Below are 13,415 nucleotides of genomic sequence, written 5' to 3'. Positions count from 1 at the left end.
TTGACTCAGAATTAGAAGGTTTAGTGAGAAAAATTCTCATCTAAATACTGTTATAGCCGAGCGTATTCACGTATTCGGAACCATAACCATTACAAGAAGAGTGAATGATGAAAAAAACAATCACACTATTAACTGCATTACTTCCGCTTGCCTCTGCCGTTGCAGAGGAGCCAACATTATCACCAGAAATGGTTTCTGCGTCTGAAGTGGTCAGCACGCAAGAAAATCAAACCTATACTTACGTTCGCTGCTGGTATCGTACGAGCCACTCTAAGGATGATGCGGCTACCGACTGGAAATGGGCAAAAAACCAAGATGGTAGTGACTTCACTATCGACGGTTATTGGTGGAGCTCTGTTTCATTTAAAAACATGTTCTACACCAACACTTCACAAAACGTGATTCGCCAGCGCTGTGAAGAAACACTAGATCTGGCGAACGAGAACGCAGACATTACGTTTTTTGCTGCTGACAATCGCTATTCTTATAACCACACGATCTGGAGCAATGATGCTGCAATGCAACCAGATCAAATCAACAAAGTAGTGGCTTTGGGCGACAGCTTATCTGATACAGGCAACATCTTTAACGCTTCCCAATGGCGCTTCCCTAACCCAAACAGCTGGTTCTTAGGTCACTTCTCGAACGGTTTTGTTTGGACGGAATACGTGGCTAAAGCCAAAAACTTACCGCTTTATAACTGGGCAGTTGGCGGCGCAGCAGGTGAGAACCAATACATTGCGCTAACAGGTGTCGGCGAACAAGTTTCTTCTTACTTGACCTACACAAAACTGGCGAAAAACTACAACCCAGCAAACACATTGTTTACGTTGGAGTTTGGTTTAAATGATTTCATGAACTACAACCGTAGCGTGCCGGAAGTAAAAGCGGATTACGCTGAAGCTCTGATTCGTCTAACAGACGCGGGCGCGAAGAACTTCATGTTGATGACACTGCCAGACGCAACCAAAGCACCACAGTTCAAATACTCAACGCAGGAAGAAATTGAAACGATTCGCGCGAAAGTATTGAAAATGAACGAGTTCATCAAAGCACAAGCGATGTACTATAAAGCTCAAGGTTACAACATTTCATTGTTTGATACGCACGCGCTGTTTGAGACGTTAACCTCGGCACCAGAAGAACACGGGTTCGTGAATGCAAGTGATCCTTGTCTGGACATCAACCGCTCATCTTCTGTGGATTACATGTACACCCATTCATTACGCTCTGAGTGTGCGGCATCTGGCGCAGATAAGTTTGTGTTCTGGGATGTGACTCACCCAACCACAGCCACGCATCGTTATGTTGCTGAAAAAATGTTGGAAAGCAGCAATAACTTAGAAGAGTTTCGCTTTTAATAAGACTTTCTTATAGGTTAAACTCTTAATCATCATAAATACGTTGATGATTAAAAATGGCCACGATATTTCGTGGCCATTTTGTTTTCATATACATGAGTCTAATTTATATTTAAATATAGATGAACAATAATTGAAATACAAAATTTCAAGTTATAAGTATTATAAACAAAACTTTTAAATATCAGCAAACCAGTAAAATCTAAACTTATTCAACATGCAATCCATTTAAATTTCATCATGGTCATTTTTTATTATTGAATTTAAAGAAGGGTTAAGTGACAAGTTAAATAAAAAATACCCACATAACACAGGTAAGACCGAGAGGAGTGTGTCATGTGGGTTTAAACGATAGTTCTCTTGCTGATTCGAACTACCAACGTTGGGATGCAATGGAAATACAAATGACTCAGAGTTTCCATCACGGACACTTTATCGCTGGATTTCCCTCTATTTGTTAGGGAACAGTCAGCACAATAAAAATAGAGAAGTAATACCGAAAAAATAAAAATAGAGGTTCAGGATTTAATTTACACGCAAAATAACTACTATATTCACGCCATGAAGCATTAATAAATTCAACAATAAATATTTATTAAGTTAAACTTACTTATTGTCAGCACACTGTTAGTTTTACTCCTAAATACACTGGTCAGATTTGTTTATTTTACTAATTTTCGTTGCAATACAACTTCTAATTAATTCATGAGAAAAACATGCAGCGACAATTCACTCTTTCACCGATTTATTTATTAATCGGGTTAGCCTCCTCGACGGCGTATGCCGGTGGTTTTCAAATTAACGAACATTCGGCGACGGGTCTTGGTCGTGCTTTTGCTGGTGATGCCGTCATTGGTGATAATGCGTCTGTAGTCAGCCGCAACGCCGCAGCGATGACGCTGTTTAAACAAAGTGCCTTATCGTTCGGTGTCACTTACGTCAAACCTGACGTTACCGTAAAAAATGCGCAATATCATCGAGCTAATATTAATGCAGATGTCAATGTTGGTATGGGCGGTTTTCCTCCGTCCCCTCAAGTTGACATTACCCCGTCCTTCTCTCAAACCGTGACCGACATTGATGACGTCGATGGCGTTGGTCAACCAGCCGTTGTACCCAATTTTTACTTTATTCACCCTATCAACGACGACTGGTATCTAGGCTTATCGGCATACTCCAACTTCGGAACCGACATGGAGTTTAAACCAAACTATGGCGCACCTGTTTTTGGCGGTGTCACCAGCGTAGCGAGTGTCAACCTTGGTGCAAGCTTGGCATACAAGGTGAACGACCGTTTTAGTATCGGTGGTGGTATTGATGTGATTTACGGCTCTGGTGAGCTGTACCGCGACATGGACGTGGGTGTTTGCGTTGGTGGGAACATCCTTGGAAACGAACTAGAACAACGTTGTGGATCCGTAAAAGGCAACGCACTTGATGTGGAAGCTGGCGGCATTGGGCTTGGCGCGAACATTGGCATAATGTACGAGTTTAACGAACGTCATCGCTTAGGTTTGAGCTACAAACACAGCCCTAACATTAATGCCAAGGGCGACATCCACTTTGCTGGCGAATCGTACGACTCGCTTGCCATGCCGCTACCGGATATTGCGGAGTTTTCCGGTTATCACCGCGTCTTACCTAAATTTGCCCTGCACTATTCTGTGCAGTGGATTGGTTGGTCAGCATTTGACAGCTTGAAAGCTGATGATCAGTTGCTAAAAGATTTTCAGTGGCAAGACTCCGCGCACTACTCCATCGGTGCGACTTGGTACGCCAATGAACGTTGGACACTTCGCACGGGTTACATGTTCGACAAAACACCTGTCGATGAGCTGACTTCGCTTTCTATCCCAGATTCGAACCGTCACTGGTTATCCGCGGGGGCCTCTTACCAATGGTCATCAGATACCACGGTTGACATCGGCATGACGTACTTGATTGGTGAAGATGTCAACGTAGAAGAGTACGCGTATGAAGGTGTTCCTGCACCGATGGTGACGGGCGTGACCCATTCAAATGCGTTCCTAATTGGTGCCCAACTCAGCCACCGTTTCTAATTTGTCAGGCAGTGATCAAACCTCTAGGTCATTGCCTTGTAACAACGCTTATCAAAGCGACCGAACAGAGACATTATTATGAACAAAACACTACTTGCTTTTTCACTCTCACTTCTCACTCTAAGCGCTGCTCAGGCTTCGGAATGGGGCTATGGCAATGACAAACACGGGCCAGAGCACTGGGGAGAAATCGCCAAAGACTGTGCTACCACAAAAAACCAAAGCCCAATCAACATCGACAACCCTGCCGATGCAAAACTGGAAGCATTGAACCTTTCGTACACTGGTCAGGTCATTGGTTTAACCAACAATGGTCATACGCTGCAAGCGCAAGTGAACGGACGTAACAGCTTCACCATCGATGGCGAGACGTTCGAGCTGCAACAGTTCCATTTCCACACACCTTCAGAAAACCAAATCAAAGGCCGCCAATATCCACTTGAAGCGCACTTTGTACACGCCAACGCAGACGGCGAGTTGGCGGTAATTTCGGTGATGTTTGATGCAGGCGATCAAAACGCAGCGCTGTCTAAACTGATCAACGCAATCCCACAAGAGAATCAAACCACGTTCTTTAAAGATACGTTTGAGATTAACGACTTACTGCCAAAAACTGCAAACTACTATCGATTTAACGGCTCTTTAACCACACCACCATGTTCAGAAGGTGTGCGCTGGTTTGTGCTTAAAGACACTCAAACCTTATCCAAAGATCAAGCCGCGAAACTGATGGAAGTCATGGGACAAAACAATCGTCCGCTGCAACCGCTAAATGCGCGCGTTGTACTTTCTAACTAATCGCCAAATCCGATAAGGGGCATCGTATTTGCTCCTTATTTGATTCGCTCTAACCTCACTTCGTTACAGGAACCCCCAATGAAAACTCCATCTGTTCTGTCACTCTTACTCGCACTCGCCCCGACACTCGCCTTCTCTCATAACCTTTCTGTCGGTCAAACCACCCCTTCCGTCAGCATTGATACCTATGGCGAAATGACGCTGCGAGGAGACGATGTGGCTTATCAACCTTGGGCAACTCAGCAGATGTTAGGCAAAGTCCGTGTGATACAAGCCATTGCAGGTCGTAGTAAAGCTAAAGAGATGAACGCGCCGCTGATGTCAGCAATCACTGCCGCTCACTTTCCTGAAGATCAGTATCAGACCACAACCGTGATCAACCAAGAAGACGCCATTTGGGGGACCGGTACATTTGTAAAATCGTCGGCAGAGGACAGCAAAAAGACATTCTCTTGGTCTTCCATGGTGTTAGACAAAAATGGCGTATTAGCAACAACTTGGGATCTACAGCAAGAAAGTTCTGCGATTATCGTACAAAATAAACAAGGCGAAATTTTATTCGTGAAAGAAGCGGCTTTAACTCAAGACGAAGTCACACACGTCATCGAACTGATTAAACAGAATATCTAAACCTAAGGTAAGGAAAAGCTATGAAACTGTTCAACACCATCGCGCTCTGTCTTTTAGCGGCTGTAGCCTCTTTCCAATCGGTTGCTGGAGACAGCGATTGGGACAAGATTGCAGATAAAACCGTCAGTTTTAAATCGGAAACCGACACAGTCAATCCACTATCACCATTTGCTAACGCTCGTTTCAGCCACATCAAAATCAAATGTACGCAAGGTACGGTCGATCTGAAAAGCGTTAAAGTCATCATGAAAGATGGTCAGGAAAAGACGTTCGACAGTTTAGGTGTTCTGACTAAAGGCATGTCATCAAGAAGCTTAAGCCTACCAACGAAAGATAACGCGAAATTAGACAAGATCGAGTTGAACTATGAATCGGTTGGCAGCACAGCGCTACAAGTCGCGGGGGTGACCAAGAAAGCGAAAGTAGAAATTTTAGGTAAGAAAATCGACGAGTAAGCGATGGCTCAACGAGCTCACCCGAACTAAAAACAGCGGCACTAGGCCGCTGTTTTCATTAAAAAATCGTCATGGATAACTAAATGACTTTCTTCAGCTTCGCCAAACCATAAGCAGCGATAGTGACACAATCTTTGATCGTGCCGTCGATCATCATCTGTTCGAACTCCTCAACCGAAAAAGCGCGAGTGATCAAATCCTCTTCTTCACTGTCTAGTTGATTACCCACATCCGTTAAGTCACTGGCGAAATAGACGTGACATGTCTGATTCAAAAAGCCGTATGCGATAAACTGCGCGCCGACATACGCCATTGCGCTCGCCTGCATGCCCGTTTCTTCACGTAGCTCACCTTTGGCAAGCTCAAGATGATCCGCATCTGGGTTTGATTCCCACGCCCCTTGTGGGATCTCCCAACAACGTTGACCTACGGTGTAACGGTACTGCTGAACCAAGTGAATCAACCCATTATCGATAGCCAGAATCGCAGCACAATCAGGTTTGTCGACCACACCATAGATGCCCTCTGCGCCGCTCGGACGTAAAATTTTGTCCTCACGCACCGTCATCCACTTGTTCTGGTAAACGACTTTGCTGTCTAACTGTTTGATGTCTGACATGGTTATTCCTTGATTTTTCTGGGGGTTACTGCGGAATAATACCCGATTCGGTTACGCCACCAAAATGTTCTTTAGTTCACTCAAAGACTCAACAGTGTAATTTGGTGCGATACGCTCATCGACGCTTGCGCCTGTGGTATTTAACCAGCAAGTTTCAATACCAAAGTTATTGCCACCAAGAATATCGGAATGCAGGTTGTCACCCACCATCAGTACGCGCGTTTTGCATGGGTTGCCCATTTGCTGCATCGCGTATTCAAAAATACCTAAGTCCGGTTTTGCTACGCCCACTTGTTCAGAGATCACCACTTTATCGAAATACTCAGTCATCCCTGTGCGCTCAAGGCGAATTGCTTGCAACTCTGTAAAACCGTTGGTGATGATGCCCATTTTAGCTTTGCCTTGCAGCGCTTCCATCAGCTCTTTTGCACCTGGCAACAAACTGCAAATATCGGCCATTGCTTCTAAAAATGCGCTATTGAGATCTGCTGTTGTGGTATTCAACTTCTCAGCCCACTCGGTAAAGCGGTTATGTTTTAGCTCATCTGCCGTTACTTTGCCGTCTTGGTAATCCACCCAAAGCGGTTTGTTTACGGTTTGGTAATGAGCAAAATCTTGTTCAGTAAAATCTACGCCTTTGCGAGAAAACATAAGCTGCAAACCTTTGAAAGCATCAAAGTGGAATAAGGTTTCGTCAGCGTCAAACAGGATCCAATCGTACTTCATTTTCTTCTTCCCAAAATCAAGGTCGTAATACTGATGCATAGTCTAGATTGTTTTCTTCTTGAAGATAATCTCTATAATTGGAAATTAATTGTATCCTTGTGCTCAACAATAAATGCTTCACGATGATAGGAGATTGATGTGAACGCGATTGCCTCCCTGCCCGTTTTTGTTGCTGTTGTCGAATGCGGCAGCTTTTCCCTTGCGGCCAAACAGCTGAATCTGACGAAATCGGCGATAAGCAAACGCATCAACCAACTAGAAGACGATTTGGGTATTCGTCTCCTTAACCGAACCACGCGTAAGCTGAGCCTGACCGAAGCGGGAGAACGCTATTTTGAGTACGCCTCTCAAGCGCTCAACCTAGCCCAGCAAGGCGTGGACGCGGTATCGGAGCTGCAAGGCTCTCCACAAGGTCGGCTCAAAATTACCGTGCCGATGTCTTTCGGTGTGCTGCATATCGCGCCTTTGATCAGCGAGTTTCTCGCTCGTTACCCGAAAATTGAAGTGGATTTAAACCTCGAAGACAAAATGGTCGATTTGGTTAAAGACGGTTTTGATTTGGGGATCCGTATTGGTGAACTCACCTCTTCCAATCTAATCGCAAAACGTCTCGCCCCTTGTAAAAGTGTGCTTTGTGCCTCGCCAGATTACTTAGCGGAGTTCGGCACACCACAAAAACCAAGTGATTTAGTCAGTCACAACTGCCTGCGCTACTCCTATTTCCGTGGCGGCGTCGAATGGATGTTCATCAACAACGGCAGCGAATACAAGGTACTTCCAAAAGGAAACTTTATCGTCAATAACAGCGAAGCCATTCGCCAGTTGCTGTTAAGAGGTTCGGGCATTGCGCAACTGCCGACGTTTATTGCAGGAAGAGACTTTGCTGCAGGAAATCTAAAACCGGTGATGGAAGAGTATTCTCTACCAGAACACGCCATTTATGCGGTTTTTCCTGAGCGCAAGCACATGCCGTTGAAAGTAAGAGCCTTTATCGATTTTATCAGCGAAAAACTCGGCACAGATTTACCTTACTGGGATCGTTACAACAGCCCAGAAAAATAACCATATTGATGATAAGTGAGTGAGATTTCACTACTGACATGTTCTGACATTCCATCCGCGTAACCTTATTTGGAACTCAACAGGCAATCCGCCAAAACCAATAAGGAATCACAATATGGAAACCGTTATCGAAACTGTGCAATTTCGTCTAACCACAGGCACAACAGAGCAAGACGTGATCGCCGCTGCCAAACAGTCACAAACGTTTGTGAAGAATCTGCCAGGCTTTTTGTATCGCTCACTCAGTCACGAAGCGACGGACGATGTGTGGACAGACATCATTTACTGGCGTTCAATGGACGATGCAAAACAGGCGGGAAAACAGCTTAAGCAAGCCGCTGAATTTCAGCCTCTGTTATCAATGATTGACTGCGAAAGCTTCGAGCTTAAACATCACAACTTAAAAATGTGCAGTGAGCTAGAGAAGTAATCAGCCGCACTACCACTAACAACCAGTAGGTCTAGATAAGGAACATCATGAGCAAATCAGAACGACTGTTTGAGCTACTGACGCTTTTGCGCGCAAAGCGTTACGCCGTGACAGCGAAAGAGCTCGCAGAAAGAATGGAAGTCAGCGAACGTACGATTTATCGCGATATTCAGTCGTTGCTTAGTTCTGGTGTTCCTATTCAAGGTGAAGCAGGTGTCGGCTACCTGTTGCAAGCGGGCTCTCATCTGCCGCCTTTGATGTTCTCAGAAAAAGAGATGATGGCGCTTGAACTGGGTATGCGGATGGTTCGAGCCTGGTCGGATGCCGAACTCGCCGAAGCGTCTCATTCTGCGTCCGCCAAAATACTTTCGGTATTGCCCGATAAGCTCAAACAACAAGTGGAAGATTGTCCGCTGATTGTGCCCGATTATCACACCCAATCCGAAACTGCCAAACGAGGGCAGCTTCTGCGCCACGCGATTGATCATCAGTTTAAGGTCAGTTTGGATTACCAAGATGAAAGCGGACAGGTGACCGAGAGAAAAATCCAACCGTTAGGCCAGTTCTTTTGGGGCAAAGTCTGGACGCTGGTCGCCTGGTGCGAATTGCGCGATGACTACCGCCAGTTCCGCCTCGACCGTATACAAGCACTGCGTATGCACGATGAAGAGTTTCAGAGTGCGGAAACCAAATCTCTCAAACATTATATTGCGCAGTATGAATCGAAAGATTGAGTGTTCTTCATCCCTCCATCACAAGGATTCTAAATTGCTCTGCTCAATGCGTGATATTTGGAAAGGCACATTTGGTTAAACTAATGTTTCACTTTTAACAGATGCTTAACCAACCTAAGATCGTTAACTTAAGTAGCACGTCAACCACACCGGAGCGTGAAGCTATGAAAGTACTGATTCAATACACCCAAGCAGGGAAATATCGAGATCAAGCGTGGGAGTCTTTAACTCTTCGATCTAAAGGTGATATGCAGGCCGTTACCCCTTCTTATGCTGCCCAACTTATCGAACAAAGCAAAGCGACACTTGTGATGACAGAAGACGGACAGATCATCTTTCACTCCTAAATTCCATCAATCCTATGACTAAAAAGGCCTGCATTGCTGCAGGCCTTGGTATGAGTGAATTAAGAGTTATTTACTGGAAACTCACTGCAGTTGGTAGGCGATCAAGCATCTTGTAGTAATCACCAGCCACAGCGCCGATATCACCACGCAAATACGCTTGAATCATATTGAGATCTTTCAGCCAAAGTTCTTTGTCAGCATCTGAAGACGCCATGTACCCTGCGTACACATTGTCGACCGCGAACATCATGTCTTCGGCGTGATCGTTGTAAATCAAAAGCATCGCATCAGTGTAAGCTTCGAACGCTTTCAGCTCATCGTGCGCTTTACCACCTTTGTAGCTCAATGTGCCCGAAGTTGCATCGATGACCAAATCACCAGAAGTCACATTCGCTGTCGTAAAGTTGATGAAAGACTGGCTAAACGACAGCACACCTGCCGCGATATCCGCATCAATGGTTCGCTTCATTGCGTTGACCATTGGCGCATCCAGCAGCAATACAGGATCGTGGAACGCTGGGACAATCGCTGTTCGGAATGGCCCCCAAGCGCTATCGATGCTCTCTGCAACCTTGTTAAGTGTTGCAGGCTCATAGCTATCTAGGTACGTTTTTAGATCGTAACCTTTGGACGTCACCAGTTGATTTGCGTAGTCGTAAGCCAGCTTGTTTGCTTTTGTTGCCACAAACTTCTCGCCGTCGATAACAAACTCAACCTTGTCACCCGCAATAATACCGTAGCGGTCTTGCTGCTTCGTAAACGTATCAAACTGAGATTGACCACGAGTCTTCACTGTGTAGTCGTAAGACTTCATTTGGCGCACACCCATTCTCAAGATGACATCGCCAACACGTCCGCGGCCTTCTGCACCAATATCAAGGAATCTTGCAATACCACGAGGCATTGGTGGTAGGGACTCCATTTGCTCAGTGATGTGTAGGTTCACGGTAACACCTTTTAGATTGGTGTATTCCTTACCGTCTTTACCCACCAATTTAACTGGCGTATTTAACGCATCATTTGCCACGATGTTGCCCATGATGTCTTCGTATTCAGCTTGCACCCCAGGGATATCAAGCAGCGATGCAAAGCTCACCTCATCGGTAAAACGGTTCGAGAATCGACGTGCTAAGAAGTGGCTCGCCAACGCTTTGTCTGGCCAGTTGCCCAACACAGACACCGCATTTGACCAAGGATAATCAGGGTCAAAGCTACCAATTGAGTTTAGGAAGCGTCCATTCGCAGTTTCCGCAACAGCTATATAGCCCTCATCTGAATCTTCGATAAAGCGTGCTGCCAAATCATCAAAACAGCTGGCTGTTGAAAGATCGTAATCAGCCGGAATTTGGTGTGAGTTGTTGTCTAACAGTTGACCAAAAGAAATCACTTTTTGGTTGCCTGCCGCATTTTCTATCACACATTGATGCTCTGGTGTGCGCAAGATATCAAGGAAGAACGCCGCGGATTTTTTCGCCCCATTCGCGTAATCACAGAACCATGAGTTATCGGCTTTGCCTTCGCTACAGTATTGAGGGTTTGAAGCAATGCGCAATAAGAAATCACCCGGCTTATCCGTTGACGAAGTGTAACCCAAATTGGTGTACAGGTTATCAATGCGCTCAAGATCTTCCATCTTGTCACGGATAGCGCTCATTTCCATGTAACGGCGCACTAAGTAACCAGGATAATCGGACGAGAATAATCCCGTCGTTCCATATAACTCCAAGTTGCGTCGATCATAGCTATCGAGATAGTTCTGCCACTCGTAAGAAACAATTTCTTCTAGGTTTGTACCTTCGTCAAAACGGTTACAGTCGCTGTTTAGAGAAACGTTCCCATCGGTACAGAAATCGTAAGACTTACGCTCAATTTCATTCACTTTATCTAGGTAGTAAAGTGCGCCATAACGAGTTTTCGCATTCAGTTCAGGATCATCAGACAACGCGGCGGTATCGAATCGGCTGAAGTCACAGTTGTAGAGTGATTTGCCTTTCTCGTTCCCCGTTAATGCCTTCACTTCAGAACACACCATCAGCGATGTGTTGTCTGGATTGTTGCCAAACTTGTATGCAAAGCTTTGTTGGTAGGCTTGCTGATCAGCGAGGTAACGAGCGTATGCCGCTTTGTCTTCATCGCTCGCACTGTCTGACGGTTTCGCAACAGGTGCAGGAGCTGAACCTGAAGAATCTTGAATCGTCTCGACTTTACGACCGTAGCCAAACTTAAACGCCGCAATATCGTACAGACCCCAAGTTGGCGTTTCATCCAACATGCTTGGTGCGTAGTCCATCGTCGAACTGTAAGCAGGAATGTTGTTCAAACCAAGTTGATGCGCTTGCTCTAGCGTGTAGTAGTTCGCTTTGTCATTTGAGCCTTTAAAATTATGGCGCAGACCCATGTTATGACCAAGCTCGTGAACAAGCGTATTGCTGTAAGTCGCAACCGTAATCGCATCTGCGGCTTTCACTTGCAACTCTTTTGGCAGGTATTTCCAACGCTTAAGCTGACGCGATACTTCGTTACCTGCGTCATCGAGTTTGATCTCAAAGTAACGCTCGTCATCCAACTTCAAGTTGTCCAACATGGCCTTATTGGTTGAAGAAACCCACGACGCTTCGATTGGATAGACGTTGTTCTCTGCCCAGAAAGACAAACGGTTCTCTTCAGCTTCAACCACCTTTTCAAACTCCATATCATCATTGAAGTTTTTCATTAGCTGAGTTGGGCTCTTTGTCGCCGCCTTGCCAGAAACGATGTCTTCTTTTGATACGAAAGGCGCATAAATGTTTTCATCCGATTTCAGGCTCGCCATCGCTGCCATTGTCGAGAGGGCTTCAACTCTATCCTCGACCTCTGTTTTCACCGTTTCACTATTAGTCGGCAGTGGATCCAATCCATCTAAGTCCAGCTGATTACGATTGTAGAATCGCGCCAAGTTATCCCAATAGAAAGGTACCCCCGTTCTTGCAACGCCTGCGTATTGGTTCACGTGGCCTTTGATGATTTCCCCCGTCATCGGGTTAGAAACCGACGGGCCGTAGCCAAGCAGACCGTTCGCTAGAGGCTCGTCAATCAGGTTAATCACGTTGTAACGCAGATCTCCTGGGTGTATGCCAGCCGCTTTGGTTTTGTTCACAATCTCGATTTCGGGCTTGCCTGCATCCGCCCCAAATACATTCAGCGCTTGGTTCATCTTGTCGATCGATTGCAGCGTTGCATCCAAGAACAACTTGTTCTTCTCTTCAAAGAAGTTATCGCTCAAGTAGTATTTGATAGAACCTTGATTCGGGTTGAAACGATTGAGGTAAACCACATCACGGTCGTATTTATTCGTGACTGGGTTAAGCTTTTTCGTCGACGTGGTGAAGAAACCAATGTCGTTCTCATCACCCACTGGGTACAAGATCGGTTGATAACCTTCGGTTGCCACTTCACTTTCGTGCACTAACGAGTAGTAGAACCGAGATTTAAACGCGCCATCCACAAGAGCTTCATCCAAACTCGCTTTCGTTGCAAAGTTGATGTAGTCGGAAATATTATCTAAATCGATACGGAACGTGCGCTCTAGTTCGAAATTGAGAAGACCGTTGTTAGGGTCAAAGTCCCACGAGATCAATCGTGGTGCGCCAATTTCATCAATGCCCTCGGTAATGCCATACAGATCTTCCATATTGAATTCTGCAATTTCGAGATCTTCAGGACGAGGAGTGAAGTGGGTTTTCTTCTTGTAGTTTAGGCTTGCGTCTTCATTGGTTTCTTCTTTGTTGGTGCAATCACCATGCGCGTCTTCTTGACAGCGATACGCCGCAAAGTCACCCGGAATCGTCAGCACTTGCGCGAAGTTAACGCCGTCGTCGTCTGCGACAAATTTCTCTTCACCGCAGTAATTATTGGCATCTTTGCTTAGATGCGCGTCTGGGTAGTTTTTATCGTAACTGCGAACTTCCAGACCTTCTTTGGTAAAACAAAGCTCAACGTAACGAGGTGAACCTTGCAAGAATGGGAATTGGTTCAGAGCAAAGCGTGGAGCGGCACCAGTCGTCGGAACGTAAAACCAACGACCGTCTTTAAGGTCTTTTACTGCGACTTCTTTTGCATCTCTTTCGACATAGTCATACGCCTGATCATCTGCGCCACAGCCTGCAAGTGCGGCCGTTATTGCTGACACCAGAGTCAATTTTTTAAACATTATT

Annotated in this window: 12 protein-coding genes; 9 read left to right on the top strand and 3 right to left on the bottom strand. The window is 45.5% G+C overall.

Features of this window, described 5'->3' with window-relative positions; all coding sequences use genetic code 11:
* Positions 1-104: 104 nt before the first annotated feature.
* From MSG33_RS00415 to MSG33_RS00395, 5 genes are all read left to right on the top strand, one after another.
* Positions 105-1,361, top strand: coding sequence for a type 2 secretion system lipase (locus MSG33_RS00415; protein ID WP_005395362.1), 1,257 nt, complete (start codon positions 105-107; stop codon positions 1,359-1,361).
* Between the two features lie 716 nt (positions 1,362-2,077).
* Positions 2,078-3,421, top strand: coding sequence for an outer membrane protein transport protein (locus MSG33_RS00410; RefSeq protein WP_248379350.1), 1,344 nt, complete (start codon positions 2,078-2,080; stop codon positions 3,419-3,421).
* Between the two features lie 78 nt (positions 3,422-3,499).
* Positions 3,500-4,219 (top strand): carbonic anhydrase family protein, encoded by a 720-nt coding sequence (locus MSG33_RS00405; RefSeq protein ID WP_020841751.1) that lies wholly within the window; start codon positions 3,500-3,502, stop codon positions 4,217-4,219.
* A gap of 78 nt (positions 4,220-4,297) precedes the next feature.
* Positions 4,298-4,849: a YtfJ family protein gene (locus MSG33_RS00400; RefSeq protein WP_248379348.1), complete on the top strand. Its 552-nt coding sequence runs from the start codon at positions 4,298-4,300 to the stop codon at positions 4,847-4,849.
* Between the two features lie 20 nt (positions 4,850-4,869).
* Positions 4,870-5,304 (top strand): hypothetical protein, encoded by a 435-nt coding sequence (locus MSG33_RS00395; RefSeq protein ID WP_054866909.1) that lies wholly within the window; start codon positions 4,870-4,872, stop codon positions 5,302-5,304.
* Positions 5,305-5,383: 79 nt separating this feature from the next.
* Here MSG33_RS00395 and MSG33_RS00390 read toward each other — a convergent pair whose 3' ends face one another.
* Together MSG33_RS00390 and yjjG are read right to left on the bottom strand one after the other, a co-directional pair.
* Entirely contained in the window at positions 5,384-5,923 is a 540-nt protein-coding gene (locus MSG33_RS00390; RefSeq protein ID WP_248379347.1) for an NUDIX hydrolase, read from the bottom strand.
* Between the two features lie 51 nt (positions 5,924-5,974).
* Positions 5,975-6,649 (bottom strand): pyrimidine 5'-nucleotidase, encoded by a 675-nt coding sequence (yjjG, locus tag MSG33_RS00385; protein WP_029800868.1) that lies wholly within the window; start codon positions 6,647-6,649, stop codon positions 5,975-5,977.
* Between the two features lie 138 nt (positions 6,650-6,787).
* Here yjjG and MSG33_RS00380 point away from each other — a divergent pair, with 138 nt between their 5' ends.
* The 4 genes from MSG33_RS00380 to MSG33_RS00365 all read left to right on the top strand — a co-directional run bounded on the left by MSG33_RS00380 (position 6,788) and on the right by MSG33_RS00365 (position 9,222).
* On the top strand, positions 6,788-7,711 hold the full coding sequence (locus MSG33_RS00380) for a LysR family transcriptional regulator (protein WP_005384329.1): 924 nt from the start codon (positions 6,788-6,790) through the stop codon (positions 7,709-7,711).
* A gap of 115 nt (positions 7,712-7,826) precedes the next feature.
* The gene (locus MSG33_RS00375) at positions 7,827-8,141 is read left to right on the top strand and encodes a hypothetical protein (RefSeq protein ID WP_104973374.1); all 315 of its coding nucleotides are present in this window, start codon (positions 7,827-7,829) and stop codon (positions 8,139-8,141) included.
* A gap of 47 nt (positions 8,142-8,188) precedes the next feature.
* Positions 8,189-8,875, top strand: a complete 687-nt coding sequence (locus MSG33_RS00370) for a YafY family protein (protein WP_006741273.1) — start codon at positions 8,189-8,191, stop codon at positions 8,873-8,875.
* Between the two features lie 164 nt (positions 8,876-9,039).
* A complete protein-coding gene (locus tag MSG33_RS00365) occupies positions 9,040-9,222 on the top strand; it encodes a hypothetical protein (RefSeq protein ID WP_005393690.1) in 183 nt (60 codons plus the stop codon).
* Positions 9,223-9,292: 70 nt separating this feature from the next.
* Here MSG33_RS00365 and MSG33_RS00360 read toward each other — a convergent pair whose 3' ends face one another.
* On the bottom strand, positions 9,293-13,411 hold the full coding sequence (locus MSG33_RS00360) for a M66 family metalloprotease (RefSeq protein WP_248379345.1): 4,119 nt from the start codon (positions 13,409-13,411) through the stop codon (positions 9,293-9,295).
* Between the last annotated feature and the right edge of the window lie 4 nt (positions 13,412-13,415).

Origin of the sequence: Vibrio sp. 1CM7H, assembly GCF_023161645.1 — a bacterium.
In the GTDB taxonomy this organism is placed as follows: domain Bacteria; phylum Pseudomonadota; class Gammaproteobacteria; order Enterobacterales; family Vibrionaceae; genus Vibrio; species Vibrio diabolicus.
The sequence above is the reverse complement of the archived record's forward strand: the minus strand, read 5'-3'. Positions and strand labels throughout refer to the sequence as shown.